This is a genomic window from Actinoplanes ianthinogenes, from assembly GCF_018324205.1.
In the GTDB taxonomy this organism is placed as follows: domain Bacteria; phylum Actinomycetota; class Actinomycetes; order Mycobacteriales; family Micromonosporaceae; genus Actinoplanes; species Actinoplanes ianthinogenes.
Map to the genome: position 1 here is coordinate 5,715,006 of NZ_AP023356.1, position 16,166 is coordinate 5,731,171.

The following is a 16,166-nucleotide window of genomic DNA, read 5'->3' on the forward strand; positions in this document are numbered from 1 at the left end:
AACGTACGGCAACCACCGGCGTCGCGGACACTTACCGGAAGCCTTCCGGGCGTACGCTCGAGGTGGATGCCGGAGACACACGGGATCCGTGCTACACCGCAGCATCGGTACGTCAGAGACGCCAAGGAGATGCCTCGTGACCCCCGGTCGCCCCCCGCGAGTGCTGGTCGACGCCACTAGTGTCCCCGCGGACAGAGGTGGTGTCGGCAGATATGTCGACGGATTGCTCGGCGCCCTCGGGCAGCTGGGCCCGGATCGTGTGGACCTGGCCGTTGTCGCCCAGCGTTCGGATGCGGAGCGTTACCGCCGGATGCTCCCGGAGGCCGAGGTCATCCCCGGCCCGGCGGCGATCGCGCACCGCCCGGCCCGGCTGGCCTGGGAGCAGACCGGCCTGCCGCTGCTGGTCCAGCAGGTCGGCGCCGAGGTGCTGCACTCGCCGTTCTACACCTGCCCGTTGCGGTCCAGCGTCCCGGTCACGGTGACCGTGCACGACGCGACGTTCTTCACCGAGCCGGAGCACTACGACAACACCAAGCGGACCTTCTTCCGCAGCGCGATCAAGACGTCGCTGCGCCGGGCCGCCCGGGTGATCGTGCCCAGCAAGGCGACCCGGGACGAGCTGATCCGGCTGCTCGACGCCGACCCGACCAAGATCGACGTGGCCTATCACGGTGTCGACCAGTCGGCCTTCCACCTGCCGACCGAGGAGGAGAAGGCCCGGGTGCGGGCCCGGCTCGGGCTCGGCGACTCCGGTTACATCGCGTTCGTCGGCGCCAAGGAGCCGCGGAAGAACGTGCCGAACCTGATTCGCGGCTGGGCTCGCGCGGTGGCCGACTGGCCGCACCCGCCGGCCCTGGTGATCGCCGGTGGCCAGGGGCACGACGACGACATCGACCGCGCGGTCGCCGAGGTGCCGTCGCACCTGCGGCTGCTGCGCCCGGGCTACCTGCGCTACACCGACCTGCCCGGCTTCCTGGGCGGCTCGCTGGTGGCCTGCTACCCGTCCTTCGGTGAGGGCTTCGGCCTGCCGATCCTGGAGGCGATGGCGTGCGGGACCCCGGTGCTCACCACGCCGCGGCTCTCGCTGCCCGAGGTGGGGGGCGACGCGGTGGCGTACACCACGGAGGCCCCGGAGCGGATCGCCGAGGATCTGGCCGACCTGCTGCACGACGACCAGCGCCGGCACGCGCTCGCCAAGGCGGGCTTCGACCGGGCGAAAGAGTTCACCTGGGCGTCCAGCGCGGAGGTACATGTAACAACGTGGAATCGGGTTGCTGCTTGATCGTCCACTAAACTCTCCGCGCATGAGCGACGAACAGGCTGTGCTGTACGGAGTGGTTCTGGCCGGCGGTACCGGAACCCGTCTGTGGCCACTGTCCCGCGCCGGTCATCCCAAGTTTCTGCACCCCCTGACCGGTACCGAGGCCTCCTTGTTGCAGGCCACGGTGGACCGGTTGGACACGCTGACCTCACCCGAACGGGTGTTTGTGGTGACCGGTGTCGCGCATGCCGCGGCGGTCTCCCGGCAGCTCACCGCGGTGCCCGTCGAGAACGTCCTGGTCGAGCCGTCGCCGCGCGACTCCTGCGCGGCGATCGCGCTGGCCGCCGCGGTGATCGCCCGGAAGGATCCGGAGGCGATCATGGGGTCGTTCGCCTCCGACCACCTGATCGCGGACAAGCCGGAGTTCGCCGCCGTGATCCGCCGGGCCATGGCGGGCGCCAGGGACGGCCTGCTGATGACCCTCGGCATCACCCCGACCCGGCCCGAGACCGGGTACGGCTACCTCCAGTGCGGCGGCGCGGTCGGCGACGGCCCGGCGCTGCGGGTCGAGGAGTTCAAGGAGAAGCCGTCGTACGACGTCGCCGAGGCGTACGTGAAATCCGGCAACTATCTGTGGAACGCCGGCATGTTCGTCTGGCGGGTGGATGTCTTCCTGAGCGAGCTGGCCCGGCAGCAGCCGCAGCTGGCCGCCGGGGTGCGCCGGATCGCGGCGGCCTGGGGCACCGCCGAGCAGGAGGAGGTGCTCGGCGAGGTCTGGCCGACCCTGCCCCGCATCTCGGTGGACTACGCGGTGATGGAGGGCGCGGCCGCGGCCGGCCGGGTCGGCACCGTCCCCGGTGACTTCGGCTGGAACGACGTCGGCGACTTCCACACCCTCGGCGAGGTGCTCACCGCCGACCCGGCCGGCAACGTGGTGGTCGGCCACGACACCGGCGAGGCGGCGAAACCCACTGTCCTGCTCCGCGACACGGAGAACCTGGTCGTGGTGCCCGGCTCCGGTCGCCTGGTCGCCGCCATGGGCGTCCGCGACCTGGTCATCGTGGACACCGCGGACGCCGTGCTGATCTGCCCGCGGGAGCGCGCGCAGGAGGTCAAGAGCCTGGTCGACCAGCTCAAGGAGCTCGGCCAGCACGGTTACATCTGATCGCGGCGCTGCTACCAGGCCACCACGCCCTGGCGGCTGGGCTGGAGCGTTCCGATCCGGAGGGTCTTCATGGTGATCCCACTGCGCTCCGCGGCGGGAAACTCCTCCAGCTCGGCGACCGGGCCATCGGTGGACGCCTCCAGGTTGTAGCGCAGGGTGTTGCCCACGCCGCAGGACCCGTCGGCCTTGTCGCAGTTGACCCACTTGATCCCGGCGAACGCCGAGGTGCCGGGCTGCACGGTGAAGGTGATCGCCGGGCCGGGCTGCTCCACCCGGGAGGTGGGCACGTCGACGACCTCGTCGGCGGCGTCCACCAGCGAGATCGACACCCAGCCGTGCAGGGTGCAGGCGGCCTTGCCGGTGTTGGTGAGGGTGACCATCGCGGTGTCGACGGCGTCCTTCTCGTCCGGCTGGGCGGTGACGACGGTCTTCATGTCCGCGCTCTTGCAGGCCTTTCCCGAAGCCTTCTCCGATGCCGCTTTCGTTGCCGCCGTCGCCGTCTTCGCGGGGGCCTTCGTTGCTTTTGTGGGAGCGGCGGCGGTCGTCTCCGCGGCCGGGGACGCGCTGGGGGCGGAGCAGCCGGCCAGGATCAGGGCCGGGACAGCGATGGCCAGGGCACGCAAACGGATGTCAGTCTTCACGGGAATTGATGATCAATGCCCGCGGGGGCGGTGGCGGGAATCCCCGCCACCGTTGGCACGAAGAGGGGAACTCAGCCCAGCCGGGCCCGCGCCGGCCCGATCTGCTGAACCACCCCGGCCGCGAGCGGACTGGGCAGATCGTCCACCGCGAACCAGGCCAGATCGGCCGACTCGTCGCTGATCCGCTCCACCGACCCAGCCGGCGCGCGCAGCAGGAACCGCACGTCGTAGTGCACCGACGGCTCGGCCGGCGCCCCGTCGGCGGCACCGCACCGCACCTCGTGGATGTCGATGTCGATCGGCTCCGGGTCGAGGATCAGAGCGTCGATCCCGGACTCCTCGGTCGCCTCGCGCAGCGCCGCGGACGCCAGGTCCGGGTCGCCCGCCTCGCAGTGCCCGCCGACCTGCATCCACAGCCCGAGCCGCCCGTGCAGGCAGAGCAGCACCCGGCCGGCGTCGTCGACGATCAGCGCGCTGGCGGTGACGTGCCCGGCCCGGTGCGCCCGGGTCATCGCGACCGGGCCGTCGGCGAGCAGGTCGAGGGTGCGCTTGCGGTTCCCCTCGGCGGCGTCCGAAGTCGCGTTCCAGCTGGTCAGGACACGGACGGCGTCCTCGTACAGGCTCATGCTTCTCCGAATCTCAGCGTCGCGCCCTCGTCGTCGAACGCCACGCGGCTGATCACACCTTCGGTGGCGAGAGCCAGCCGGAGGCGGTGGGCGTCGGCACCGAGCCGGGCGAAATCGGCGGGTTCGCTCCCGGCCGGGGTGAGCCGCACCGCGTCGGCGCTGTCCACGGCGCCGCGCCGGGCGCTCATCTCGATCCCGGTTCCGGGTGTGAGCACCTCGCTGACCAGCCGGAGCGCCCGCTCGACGGCGCGCAGCTCGGCGACCGGGCCCGTGGCGTCGGCGAGCACGGCGGCTTCGCGCAGGCCCTCGGCGCGGGCCTCGGCGGTGCCCAGGCCGAACATGTCGCTCTCGGCGTCCCTGATCAGCACGGACACGCCCGCGTCGGCGCCCGTCCGGCGGATCGGATAGCCGCGCACGACCGCGACCGGCACCTGGTCACACTTGCCCTTGACCAGCTCCGCCGCCGCGGACAGCTCGTCGACGACGGCCATCTGGGTCAAATTCAGTTCATTTCCGTACGGGTCGATCTCACCTCGATGATCGAGCAGCGCGTCGATCCCGGCCGCGCCGAGCGCCACGTCGGTCAGCCCGTTGCGCCAGGCCCGGCCCATCGTGTCGGAGATGATCACGGCGACGTCCAGCCCTCGCGCGGCCAGATCGGCCCGCAGCCGTCGCGCGGACGCGTCCGGGTCGGCGGGCAGCAGCACCAGATGGGTCTTGTCCACGTTCGACGCGTCGATGCCGGCCGCCGCCATCACGAAACCGTGATGGGTCTGCACGATCGTGGTCGGGCCGCGGCGGGCCACCACGCGGGCGGTCTCCGACTCCAGTGCCCGTACCCGGGCCTCGTCGCGCTCCGGCCCGTCGGCCGGCACCTCGACCAGCCGGCCCTCCGCCTTCGACACGATCTTGCTGGTCACCACGAGCACGTCGCCGTCGGCCAGCCAGGGCGCGGCCGACGTGATCAGCGCGGCCAGGTCGTCCCCGGCGGTGATGTCGCCGATGCCCTCGACCGGCAGGATCTCGAGCCTCATCGGGCCAGGTCCAGCGCGTCGGCCACCATCCGGGCGGTGGTCGCCTCGTCCTTCATCCACAGCGGCACGGCGCGGGTGGTCACCCCGGGGATCTCGACGCCGGCGTCGGACGAGTCGACCAGCCAGCCGTCCAGCAGGCCGCCGTCGGCGCGTGGGCCGTACATCCGGCCGACGCCGGCCGCGCTGACCTCGACCTCCAGGGTGGCCAGGCACTTGTCGGCCATTCCCCGCACGGGCGAACCGCCGATGATCGGGGAGACGCCGACGACCGGTGCCGAGCCGGCGGCCAGGGCATCCCGGATCGCCGGCACGGCCAGGATCGGCGCGATGCTGACCACCGGGTTGCTCGGGGCCAGCAGGATCACGTCGGCCTGGCCGAGCGCGTCGAGCACGCCGGCGGCCGGCTTCGCGCTCTCCGCGCCGCGGAAGACGAACCGGTGCGTCGGCACCTCGCCGCGGTAGCGCACCCACCACTCCTGGAAGTGGATCGCCTTGCGCTCGCCCTCGACATCGACGACGACGTGCGTCTCCAGCCGGTCGTCGGTGGCCGGCAGCAGGGTGATGCCGGGCTGCCACCGCTCGCACAGCGCGGCGGTGACCTGGGAGAGCGGGTAACCGGCGGTCAGCATGGTGGTGCGCACCAGGTGGGTGGCGGTGTCCTTGTCGCCGAGGCCGAACCAGGACGGCTCGACGCCGTACTTGGCCAGCTCCTCCTTGACCACCCAGGACTCGCCGACCCGGCCCCAGCCGCGCTCCGGGTCGGCCGCGCCGCCCAGCGTGTACATGACGCTGTCCAGGTCCGGGCAGATCTGCAACCCGTGCATCCGGACGTCGTCGCCGACATTGACCACCGCTGTGACGTCGGCGCCGATGGCACGGGCGTGCGCGCGCACGCCGACGAGGAACCGGGCGCCGCCGATGCCCCCGGTGAGGACCACGATCCGCATCCACCCATCCTCTCCCACCGGCGTCGCGAGGCCGGTTGCCGGGTGGCGGTTTACTCTGGGCGCACCTCGATCTCCGTTCGACCGGGAGTAACCGTGACCACACCACAGCCCGCACCGGCTGAGGGAAAGCCGATCGGCCAGTACCTGACACCACTGCGCGACCTCGCCGCGTACGTCCTGGTCGGCGCACCGGCCGTGTTCCTGTTCACGGCCGTCATCGGCCTCTTCAGGGGCGGCGTCGTCGGTAGTTTCGGCGGCTTCGTCAACCTGGCGACGATCGTCATGCCGCCGGCCGCCGTCCTGCTGGCCCACGTCCTCAAGCCGGTCCACCCGAAAGCCCGGCTGATCACGCTGGCCGCCGTCATCGAGTACGCGGTGATGGGCTTCTTCGGCGTGATCTTCGGCCTGCTGTTCAGCGTGATCAAACAGGCCACGTTCGACCCCGGCGGCGCGTTCCTGTCGCTGCTCGTCTGCGTCGCCTGGCTGGCGGTGTACGGGCTGGTGGGATACGGCCTGTTCCAGGTCTGGCGGGGGCTCTACATGGTGCCGAAACCGGCCACGCCGCCCGGTGTCTACGGGCGGCCGCAGTACGGGACCCCGTACGGGCAGCCGCCGGCGTACGGGGCGCCGCAGCCGCCGTTCCCCGCTCAGCCCGGCCCGCCGCCGGCCGCCTACGGTCAGCCGGCCCCGCCGCCGGCCACCTATGGTCAGCCCGCTCCGGCGCCGTCCTTCCCGGCCGGCACCTACGGGCAGCCGACCCCGCCGCCGGCCTGGAACCAGCCGCCCGTGACGACGCCGCCGATCGCCACGACGGCCCCGCCGGCGTCCGCTCCGCCCGCTCCGGCTTCTGCCCCGCCGGCCCCGGCGTCCGCCCCGCCGGCCCCGGCGTCCGCCCCGCCGGCCGCGGCCTCCGCCCTGCCGCCGCCGGCCGGTGACCAGGCTCCGGACGACCGCACCAGCAAGCTGCCGGACGACCGTCCCGGCTTCGGTCCGGCCGCCGCCGACCCGCCCCGGCAGTGACCTTCGTCGTCCACAGGTCCGCGACGCGTGTCACACGACACTCAGCGGGCCTGTGGACGGCGGCGGCGGTCGAAACGATTCCGGCCTAGGCTGCTTTTCGTGGCAGAGGTCAACCAGGTCCCGACCGAGGCGAGCATCCGACGAGCGCTGCGGCGCGCCGCCGACGGTAAAGCGATCGACGCAGATGAGGCGACCGCGCTGCTCGCGGCCACCGGTGAACAGTTCGACGAGTTGCTCTCCATCGCCGGTGGGATCCGGGACGCCGGCCTGCGCGAGGCCGGCCGGCCCGGCGTGGTGACGTATTCGCGAAAGGTCTTCATCCCGCTCACCCGGCTCTGCCGGGACCGATGTCACTACTGCACGTTCGCGACCGTGCCACACCGGCTGCCGGCCGCGTTCCTGGAGCGTGACGAGGTCCTGGAGATCGCCCGGCAGGGCGCCGCGCAGGGTTGCAAGGAGGCGCTCTTCACGCTCGGCGACCGCCCGGAGGAGCGCTGGCCGGCCGCCCGGCAGTGGCTCGACGAGCGGGGTTACGACTCCACCCTGGATTACGTGCGGGCCTGCGCCATCGCCGTGCTCGAGGAGACCGGCCTGCTGCCCCACCTCAACCCGGGTGTGCTGAGCTGGGCCGAGTTGCAGCGGCTCAAGCCGGTCGCCCCGAGCATGGGCATGATGCTGGAGACCACCGCCACCCGGCTCTGGTCCGAGCCGGGCGGCCCGCACTACGGCTCGCCCGACAAGGAGCCCGCGGTCCGGCTCCGGGTGCTCGACGACGCCGGCCGGGTCGGTGTGCCGTTCACCACCGGCATCCTGATCGGGATCGGCGAGACCCCGGCGGAGCGGGTCGACGCCCTGTTCGCGATGCGGCGGACGGCCCGCGAGTTCGGGCACGTCCAGGAGATCATCATTCAGAACTTCCGGGCCAAGCCGGACACGGCGATGCGCGGGATGCCCGACGCCGAGCTGCGCGAGCTGGCCGCCACGGTCGCCGTCGCCCGGATCATCATGGGCCCGCGGGCCCGCGTCCAGGCCCCGCCCAACCTGATCGACGCCGAGTTCGCGCTGCTGCTGCGGGCCGGCATCGACGACTGGGGTGGTGTCTCGCCGGTGACGCCCGACCACGTCAACCCGGAGCGTCCGTGGCCGCAGATCGACGTGCTGCGGGAGAAATCGGCCGAGTCCGGGTTCCGGCTGCGCGAGCGCCTCACGATCTATCCCGAATATGTCCGTCGCGGCAATGAGGGCTGGCTCGACCCGCGGCTGGCCGCCCACGTGGCCGCGCTCGCCGACCAGGACGGCCTCGCCCGGGAGGACGCGACGCTCGCCGGCCTGCCGTGGCAGGAGCCGGAGGAGGCGTTCGGCACCGGGCGCACCGACCTGCACGCGGCCGTCGACACCGAGGGCCGCACCGGCGACCGCCGGTCCGACTTCGACTTCGTCTACGGGGACTGGGACGAGGTCGCCGCGCACGTCAAGAGCGCGCCCCGGACCGTGCCGACCGACGTGCTGGCTGGCCTGCGCCTGGCCTCGACCGACCCGGCCGCGCTGCTGCTGCCGGAGCACGAGGACAAGGCGATGGCCCTGTTCAACGCGGACGGCAGCGCGCTCGACGAGCTCGCCCGGATCGCCGACGACCTGCGCCGCGAGGTCAACGGCGACGACATCACCTACGTGGTGAACCGCAACATCAACTTCTCCAACGTCTGTTACGTGGGCTGCCGGTTCTGCGCCTTCGCCCAGCGGGAGAAGGACGCCGACGCCTATCGGCTCTCCGTCGAGCAGGTCGCCGACCGGGCCGAGGAGGCGTGGCGGGACGGCGCCTCCGAGGTGTGCATGCAGGGCGGCATCGACCCCAAGATGCCCGTCACGGCCTATGCGGACTTGGTGCGCGCCGTCAAGGAGCGGGTGCCGGGCATGCACGTCCACGCGTATTCACCCATGGAGATCGTCACCGCCGCGTCCAAGGCCGGGGTCTCGATCAGGGAGTGGCTCACCGGGCTGCGCGAGGCCGGCCTCGGCACCATCCCGGGCACCGCCGCCGAGATCCTCGACGACGACGTGCGCTGGGTGCTGACCAAGGGCAAACTGCCCACCGCCACCTGGGTCGACGTGGTCACCACCGCGCACCAGGTCGGCATCCGCTCCAGCTCCACGATGATGTACGGGCACGTCGACCACCCGCGCCAGTGGCTCGGCCACTTCCGCGTGCTGGCCGGCATCCAGGACGTGACCGGTGGCTTCACCGAGTTCGTGGCGCTGCCGTTCATCCACACGAACGCCCCGATCTACCTGGCGGGCATCGCTCGCCCCGGCCCCACCTGGCGGGAGAATCGGGTCGTCCATGCCATGGCCCGCGTCCTGCTGCACGGCCGCATCGACAATATCCAGTGCTCCTGGGTGAAACTGGGCGACGAGGGCACCCGGGTCATGCTCAACGGCGGCTGCAACGACCTGGGCGGCACCCTGATGGAGGAGACCATCTCCCGCATGGCCGGCTCCGAACACGGCTCCGCCCGCACCGTCTCCGAACTCAAGGAACTGGCCGCCGCCGCGGGCCGCCCCGCGGTCGAACGCACCACCGTCTACACCCGTCGCTGACCACTGCCGGGGGGCACGGCCCGCCGTGCCCCCGGCCTTGTCTGCTTGACGAACTGCCGCGACCCGTTTGAGCGCGCGGCCGTTGTGGGCCGCGGCCCCACTCACAGGCCACGGTTGGCGGCGGTCTACGTGCCCTGCCACAGAGTTGCTGCGCCGTTCCCGGCTCGTGGTCTCTCGCGGTTTGCGTGCCATGCCATGGAGTTGCTGCTTGCTGCCCGGCCGCAGCTCCCGGCTCGTGGTCTCTTGCGGTTTGGGTGCCATGCCACGGAGTTGCTGCGTCGCTCCCGGCTCGTGGTCTCTTGCGGTTTGCGTGCCATGCCACGGAGTTGCTGCTCGCTGCCCGGCCGCAGCTCCCGGCTCGTGGTCTCTCGCGGTTCGCGTGCCCTACCACGGAGTTGCTGCCCGCTGCCCGGCCGCAGCTCCCGGCTCGTGTCTGGGTGCGCTCACTGCCCCCGGCTTGCGCTGAGGGTCCGAAAGCCGGACGGACAGCAAGCCGAGGCTCGGGCTGGTGCTCAGGGCCCTATCCCGCGTCTCGATAGGGCCCTGAGCGCCAGCCGGAGACTGTCCGGCTGGTCCTGACGGCCCTATCCCGGCACCGGATAGGGCCCTGCGCGCCAGCCGGAGACTGTCCGGCTGGTCCTGACGGCCCTGTCCCGGCACCGGATAGGGCCCTGAGCGCCAGCCGGAGACAGTCCGGCTGGTCCTGACGGCCCTATCCCCGAACCGGATAGGGCCCTGAGCGCCAGCCCACCAACCGCGGCACCCCGGTTGCTGCGCAGCGCCGCGGCGGCTATATCACCATCGGCGCCGGCTCGGGGGTGGTTTGCCGGGACGGGGGACGGGTGGGGAAGGACACGGTGATGGCGAGTTTCGATGGAGCGGAGGCCGGGGAAGTCGCGATCTTGGTGCGCGTGTCGACTCGGGTGGCGCTGAGCGTGTCGCGGGTTGCGCGGGGCGTGTAGACCGTCTTATCGGGCGGTCGGGAGGGGACTGTCCCTCGTGGTGAAGCCGATCGGAGGCGCGAACACGGGTGGATCAGGACCGTGGCCCAGGTCCGGACGGGAGCGTCCCCGGCCTGGTGGGAGGTGGTGGCCGAGGCGTTTCCCGTCGATGGACCGTCCTGCTCGGGCAGGGGCCGGACGGGTGGAGGTGGCACGGTCGCGGGATCCCCCTTCACAGGAGGTAACAAATCGGGTTAAATTGGACGTCGAGGGCGGCCTTCGCGTTACCTTCCGGTGGCTCCGGGAGATAGGGCAGGAACGGGACCTCGGCGCGCCGTGGCGCTACGGGGAAACGGGCCCATTTATCAGGTTCGGCTTGACGACGCACGTCTTACACGCGTGTAATTTTGGTGGGGTTGTGGGGTCGATGTGCAACTTTTGCGGCGAACCCACAGAAACACGCCGCGTGCGTGGGGGGTCAGTGTCGGCATTGCTGCCGGCGCAGAATTTGGAGGCACGCCGATGGAAGCGCAGGTTGAAGGGGTAGACCTGCTCGGGGACGCGCCCGAGTGGCAGGAGCGGGCGCTGTGTTCGCAGACCGATCCGGAAGCCTTCTTCCCGGAGAAGGGCGGATCGACGCGCGAGGCCAAGCGCATCTGCGGGCGCTGTGAGGTCAAGGCCGAGTGTCTGGAGTATGCGCTCGGGCACGACGAGCGGTTCGGCATCTGGGGTGGACTGTCCGAACGTGAACGTCGCAAGCTGAAGCGCCGCGTCGCCTGACGGCGGCCACAAGCGAACGGCACGGCGAGCGAACGGCACGGCGAGTCGGCAGTACGGCAGAGTGACGGAACGGCAGGCAAGGCAGGGCAGGACGTGCGAGGGGGGCACGGCGATCCGCGCGGGGGTGCGGTGGCCGGGCACGCACGGAAGCCGATGCGGAAAGCCGACGCCGGGCACGCACGGACGACGGCCACGCATCACCGCCGTACCGGGAGGCAGTGCGCCATGCCCGCACGGAGTGCGGGCCGTGAGTGTCAGGCGAGTTCGTCCGGGTCGACGCCGAGCAGGTTGGCCACCTGCTCGATGATGACGTCGTGGACGAGGTCGGCCAGGTCCTCGCGGTCCATCGCCCGGAACTCCAGCGGGCGACGGTACAGCACGATCCGGGGTGGCAGCTCGTGCCGCCCGGGGCGGCCGGGCAGCAGCCGGGCCAGGGGCACCTCGCCGTCCTCGAGCACGTCCGAGTCGTAGACGTTGAGCTCCGGTGGCACGTCCTCGACGGCGAACTCGACGCCGGCGAGCTCCTTGGCATAACGCCGCTCGAGGCTCTCGACGGTGTCCAGCACCAGGTCGTCGAAGATCTCCGCCTTGGTGCGGGCCAGCGGCACGGTCGCCGGAACCAACCGGCCGCGCAGGCCGCGGCCGTGCCGATCACGCCGCGCCGGATGCCCCGGGCCGGTGGAGCGCGCCGCCTTCGGGTCGGTACGGCGGCGTTCAGGGCTGGTGGTCACCTGCTGAGCGTATCCCCACCCGGGCGACATCCGTGGTCAGGCCGTTCCTCGCCGTGTGTCCCATCCGTTAATTCGTCCCATCGGGGCGGCGTGTCTGCCGACCATGGCCGAATCGTGATGCATCGCGGTGCGGCGTGTCGCGGGGTATCGGTCCCCAGAACGCCCGGCGGGGCGATAAGTTGCCGCCGTGAGGTCACCACGGCGCTGCTCCCGGAACGGCTGTCCCCGACAGGCGGTCGCCACCCTGACCTACGTCTACAGCGATTCGACCGCTGTCGTCGGCCCCCTCGCGGCGTTCGCCGAACCCCACACGTACGACCTCTGCGAGCCGCACGCGCGCAGCCTCACCGCCCCCCGAGGCTGGGATCTGGTCCGGCACGACGGCGACTTCGCGCCGCCGCCTCCCACCACCGACGATCTGGTCGCCCTGGCCGAGGCCGTCCGTGAGGCGGCCCGCCCGGTGGCGCCCCGCCCCGACGAGACGGACCACACCCCACAGACCGGCCGCCGAGGCCACCTCCGCGTCATCCCGCCCTCCCACTGACCGGCCGCCACCCCGCGCGTCGAGGCCGGTTGTCCACAGGCTGATGCCGAGAAAACGCGTCAGCTCACGTTGTCCACAGCCCGGCGGCACCAGATCGCGTTTTGGCGTCAGACTTGTCGTGGGCAGGCCCCCCAGGGTGGGTGGGGTGTGAGAAGTTGCCGGGGCTCCCGGAGCCGGCGGCTCCCGGAGCCCTCAGCGGGTCAGGGCAGCGCGATCAGGTGGAACCGCTTACGCAGCCAGGGGATCAGCACTCGATAGGCCCGGATGGTGTCCGGCTGCGCGTAGTCGTGGGACAGGACGATCGCGCCGGCGTGCGTGTTCCGTTTCACCGAGCCGATCACGCGGTTGGTGTGTGCGCCGTCCGACTCGGTCCGGCCGTGCTCCCAGTCCCGGGGGTCGACCTTCCAGTAGATCGAGGACATCCCGAGCTCCTTGGCGACCTTCACGATCTGCCCGGTGAAGTTGCCGCCCGGCGCCCGGAAGTAGGCGATCTTCGCGTTCGGGACGGCGGCCCGGATGGCGGCGTTGGTGCGCTGCATGTCGGCCCGGATCTGGGCGGGCTTCTTCTTGCCCAGTCTCAGGTCGTGGTTCCAGGTGTGGTTGCACAGCGCGTGCCCACCGGCCGCGATCTTGCGGACCAGGTCGGGGTGCGCCTTCACGTTCTCGCCGACCAGGCAGAAGGTGGCTTTCACCTTCTCCTTGGCCAGGATCTTGAGCAGGGCCGGGGTGTTGGCCGGGTCCGGGCCGTCGTCGAAGGTCAGCGCGACGGCCTTGGTCCCGGTGGTGAGCCGGCTGCCGGCCGGGCCGGTGCGGCCTTTCGGATGTTTCGGGATCGCGGTGCTCTCGGTCCGCGGCTTGGGCTTGGCCGGCGTGACGGCCGGCTTGCTCGGCTGCGCGGCGGCGGCCGGGGCCGTGGTGGCCGGCGCGGACGCGGACGGCGTGGCAGCTGCGGGCGGGGCCGCCTCGCTATGGGACGACTCGGCAGCAGCCGCCTGGCCGAGAAGCCCCACCATGATCAGCGACATGCTGATCAGCAGAGCCTTCCGGGTGTGGGACAGCCGCATCGATTACCTCCCCAGTTCATCGGCGGACTGACGAGGATGCCTCGTGACTCGACCGGTCGCCAAGTCCCGTACGCATCTTTCGCAGTGATTTGCGAACGAATCAGCCTTCGCTGTCGTATCCTTGCGCACCGCGTCCAGCCCTCTACCACGCCCGTGAATGCCTGGGATTGATGGCAATCGCCGGATTTGTCGCCTGAGCCGGGGCGCTCGATCGGTCAGACTGTTCCTATGAGTATCGATCCCGGGACGACGCGTGACAGCGTCGCTCACCCGCGCGAGGAACACCCGTCCGTGGACGTCGTTCTCCGCCCGGTTCGTGAAGAAGATCTCAGTCTGTTGCGCCGTTTCCGGGTCGAGCCCGGCCTGATCGGCCTGGACTGGAACGGCTTCGGCGACGCCGGCGGGGTCGATCGCCGCTTCGCCGAGAACGGCTGCCTCAGCCCCGAGGCGAGCAACCTGATCGTCGAGGTCGAGGGGATCGCCGTCGGCACGGTCCAGCACCGGGAGATGATCTTCTCGGGACGCGGGCCGTTCCAGGAGATCGGGATCGTGCTGCTGCCCGAGTTCCGCGGGCGCGGCATCGGCTGGCGCGCGCAGGCGCTGCTCTGTGCCTATCTCTTCCAGCACTGGCCGATCCAGCGCATCCAGGCCGGCACCCACCCGGAGAACGTCGCCGAGCAGAAATCCCTGGTCAAGGCGGGATTTCAGCGGGAGGGCACGATCCGGGCCGCGGAGTTCCGGGCCGGGGAGTGGCGCGACGGGCTGCTCTACAGCCGGCTTCGCACGGATCCCACCCCGGAGATCTAAAACCTTCTTTGCGTACGCACGGAGCGGTCCCGCCACGGATGACCTCGGCGGGACCGCTCACGGCGTACGCAAAGAAGGTTTTATGGGGTCAATTCCGCCAGCTCCTGCTCGGTCAGCAGGCGGGAGCGGATCAGGAAGCGAACGCCCTCCGGAGCCTCCAGCGAGAAGCCGGCGCCGCGCCCGGGGACCACGTCCACCGTGAGATGCGTGTGTTTCCAGAGCTCGAACTGCGCGGCCGACATCCAGAACGTGATCGGCTCCGGCACCCCCTCGATCGCCAGAGACTCCAGGAGCACGTCCGAGCCGCCGGTGCGGAACTCGCCCTCCAGGTAACACATCGGCGAGCTGCCGTCGCAGCAGCCGCCGGACTGGTGGAACATCAGTGGGCCGTGCTGCTCCCGCAGCCGCCGCATCATCTCGGCGGCCGCGGGAGTCACGTCGACGCGGGTGACCATGGCCTAGAAGAATCCCATGGCCTTGGGGGAGTAGCTGACCAGCAGATTCTTGGTCTGCTGGTAGTGGTCGAGCATCATCTTGTGGTTCTCCCGGCCGATGCCGGACTGCTTGTAACCACCGAACGCGGCGTGCGCCGGGTACAGGTGGTAGCAGTTCGTCCACACCCGGCCCGCCTTGATCGCGCGCCCGGCCCGGTACGCCCGGTTCCCGTCCCGCGTCCACACCCCGGCGCCGAGGCCGTAGAGCGTGTCGTTGGCGATCTTGATGGCGTCGTCGAAGTCGGCGAACGGGGTGACCGAGACCACCGGCCCGAAGATCTCCTCCTGGAAGATCCGCATGCTGTTGCGGCCCTCGAAGATCGTCGGCTGCACGTAGTACCCACCGGCCAGGTCGCCGCCGAGCTCGGCCTTGCCGCCGCCGGTCAGCGCCTTGGCGCCCTCCTGCCGGCCGATGTCCAGGTACGACATGATCTTCTCGTACTGGTCGTTGGAGGCCTGCGCGCCGACCTGGGTGTCGGTGTCCAGCGGGTTGCCCTGCTTGAGGTTCTCCACCCGCTTCACCGCCGCGGCCAGGAAGTCCGAGTAGTGACCCTGCTGGATCAGCGCCCGGGACGGGCAGGTGCAGACCTCGCCCTGGTTCAGCGCGAACATCGCGAAGCCCTCTTGCGCCTTGTCGAAGAAGTCGTCGTCGGCGCTGCTCACGTCGTCGAAGAAGATGTTCGGACTCTTGCCGCCGAGCTCCAGGGTGACCGGGATGAGGTTCTCCGAGGCGTACTGCATGATCAGCCGGCCGGTCGTGGTCTCGCCGGTGAAGGCGACCTTGGCGACCCGGTTCGAGCTTGCGAGGGGCTTGCCGGCCTCGACGCCGAAACCGTTGACGATGTTCAGCACGCCGGGCGGGAGCAGGTCGCCGATCAGCGACATCAGGTAGTGGATCGAGGCCGGGGTCTGCTCGGCCGGTTTGAGCACCACGGCGTTGCCGGCGGCCAGCGCCGGGGCGAGCTTCCAGGTGGCCATCAGGATCGGGAAGTTCCACGGGATGATCTGGGCGACCACGCCGAGCGGCTCGTGGAAGTGATAGGCCACCGTGTCCTCGTCGATCTCGCCCGCGGTGCCCTCCTGCGCGCGGATCGCGCCGGCGAAGTACCGGAAGTGGTCGATCGCCAGGGGCAGGTCGGCGGCCAGGGTCTCGCGGACCGGCTTGCCGTTCTCCCAGGCCTCGGCGACGGCGAGCTTCTCGAGGTTCTGCTCGATCCGGTCGGCGATCTTGTTGAGGATGGTGGCCCGTTCGGTGATGGAGGTGCGTCCCCACGCGTCGGCCGCGCCGTGTGCCGCGTCGAGGGCCTTCTCCACGTCGTCCGCGGTGCCCCGGGCGATCTCGGTGAACGCTCTCCCGGTGACCGGGGTGGGGTTCTCGAAGTACTGGCCCTTGGCGGGTGGGACGTACTCGCCGCCGATGTAGTGGTCGTAGCGGGACTGGTAGCTGACGATCGAGCCCTCGGAGCCGGGCGGGGTGTAGGTGGTCACGGTCTCGCCTCCCTCTTCGAGGCGG

Annotated in this window: 15 protein-coding genes; 7 read left to right on the top strand and 8 right to left on the bottom strand. The window is 70.9% G+C overall.

Annotated features, from left to right (window positions below; translation table 11 throughout):
• Positions 1–136 precede the first annotated feature (136 nt).
• Both Aiant_RS25850 and Aiant_RS25855 read left to right on the top strand, forming a co-directional pair.
• Entirely contained in the window at positions 137–1,282 is a 1,146-nt protein-coding gene (locus Aiant_RS25850; RefSeq protein WP_189329423.1) for a glycosyltransferase family 4 protein, read from the top strand.
• Between the two features lie 22 nt (positions 1,283–1,304).
• A complete protein-coding gene (locus Aiant_RS25855) occupies positions 1,305–2,426 on the top strand; it encodes a mannose-1-phosphate guanylyltransferase (protein WP_425322618.1) in 1,122 nt (373 codons plus the stop codon).
• Between the two features lie 11 nt (positions 2,427–2,437).
• Here the strand turns inward: Aiant_RS25855 and Aiant_RS25860 are convergent, their stop codons facing one another.
• From Aiant_RS25860 to cofD, 4 genes are all read right to left on the bottom strand, one after another.
• Positions 2,438–3,067 (bottom strand): DUF4232 domain-containing protein, encoded by a 630-nt coding sequence (locus tag Aiant_RS25860; protein WP_189329424.1) that lies wholly within the window; start codon positions 3,065–3,067, stop codon positions 2,438–2,440.
• 71 nt (positions 3,068–3,138) lie between these two features.
• A complete protein-coding gene (locus Aiant_RS25865) occupies positions 3,139–3,693 on the bottom strand; it encodes an NUDIX hydrolase (protein WP_189329425.1) in 555 nt (184 codons plus the stop codon).
• A complete protein-coding gene (locus Aiant_RS25870) occupies positions 3,690–4,727 on the bottom strand; it encodes a coenzyme F420-0:L-glutamate ligase (protein ID WP_189329426.1) in 1,038 nt (345 codons plus the stop codon). Before Aiant_RS25870 ends, Aiant_RS25865 begins: the two co-directional genes overlap by 4 nt.
• Complete coding sequence (cofD, locus tag Aiant_RS25875; protein WP_189329427.1) at positions 4,724–5,674, bottom strand: 2-phospho-L-lactate transferase; 951 nt, start codon at positions 5,672–5,674, stop codon at positions 4,724–4,726. The genes Aiant_RS25870 and cofD overlap by 4 nt, the downstream gene beginning before the upstream one ends.
• Before the next feature lie 93 nt (positions 5,675–5,767).
• Here cofD and Aiant_RS25880 point away from each other — a divergent pair, with 93 nt between their 5' ends.
• The 3 genes from Aiant_RS25880 (at position 5,768) to Aiant_RS25890 (ending at position 11,013) form a co-directional block, all read left to right on the top strand.
• Positions 5,768–6,694: a hypothetical protein gene (locus tag Aiant_RS25880; RefSeq protein ID WP_189329428.1), complete on the top strand. Its 927-nt coding sequence runs from the start codon at positions 5,768–5,770 to the stop codon at positions 6,692–6,694.
• A gap of 99 nt (positions 6,695–6,793) precedes the next feature.
• A complete protein-coding gene (locus tag Aiant_RS25885; protein ID WP_189329429.1) occupies positions 6,794–9,292 on the top strand; it encodes a bifunctional FO biosynthesis protein CofGH in 2,499 nt (832 codons plus the stop codon).
• 1,463 nt (positions 9,293–10,755) lie between these two features.
• Entirely contained in the window at positions 10,756–11,013 is a 258-nt protein-coding gene (locus Aiant_RS25890) for a WhiB family transcriptional regulator (RefSeq protein ID WP_014688021.1), read from the top strand.
• 254 nt (positions 11,014–11,267) lie between these two features.
• On the opposite strand, the gene Aiant_RS25895 is transcribed toward Aiant_RS25890, so the two are convergent.
• The gene (locus tag Aiant_RS25895; RefSeq protein ID WP_052311507.1) at positions 11,268–11,744 is read right to left on the bottom strand and encodes a metallopeptidase family protein; all 477 of its coding nucleotides are present in this window, start codon (positions 11,742–11,744) and stop codon (positions 11,268–11,270) included.
• A 187-nt stretch (positions 11,745–11,931) separates the two neighbouring features.
• On the opposite strand from Aiant_RS25895, the gene Aiant_RS25900 reads away from it, so the two are divergent.
• Positions 11,932–12,288: a DUF3499 domain-containing protein gene (locus Aiant_RS25900; RefSeq protein ID WP_189329430.1), complete on the top strand. Its 357-nt coding sequence runs from the start codon at positions 11,932–11,934 to the stop codon at positions 12,286–12,288.
• A gap of 200 nt (positions 12,289–12,488) precedes the next feature.
• On the opposite strand, the gene Aiant_RS25905 is transcribed toward Aiant_RS25900, so the two are convergent.
• A complete protein-coding gene (locus Aiant_RS25905; RefSeq protein WP_189329431.1) occupies positions 12,489–13,352 on the bottom strand; it encodes a polysaccharide deacetylase family protein in 864 nt (287 codons plus the stop codon).
• 228 nt (positions 13,353–13,580) lie between these two features.
• Here Aiant_RS25905 and Aiant_RS25910 point away from each other — a divergent pair, with 228 nt between their 5' ends.
• Complete coding sequence (locus tag Aiant_RS25910; RefSeq protein WP_189329432.1) at positions 13,581–14,159, top strand: GNAT family N-acetyltransferase; 579 nt, start codon at positions 13,581–13,583, stop codon at positions 14,157–14,159.
• Positions 14,160–14,239: 80 nt separating this feature from the next.
• On the opposite strand, the gene Aiant_RS25915 is transcribed toward Aiant_RS25910, so the two are convergent.
• Both Aiant_RS25915 and exaC read right to left on the bottom strand, forming a co-directional pair.
• A complete protein-coding gene (locus Aiant_RS25915) occupies positions 14,240–14,614 on the bottom strand; it encodes a DUF779 domain-containing protein (protein WP_189329433.1) in 375 nt (124 codons plus the stop codon).
• A 3-nt stretch (positions 14,615–14,617) separates the two neighbouring features.
• Positions 14,618–16,141 (bottom strand): acetaldehyde dehydrogenase ExaC, encoded by a 1,524-nt coding sequence (gene exaC, locus Aiant_RS25920; RefSeq protein ID WP_189329434.1) that lies wholly within the window; start codon positions 16,139–16,141, stop codon positions 14,618–14,620.
• Positions 16,142–16,166: the final 25 nt, after the last annotated feature.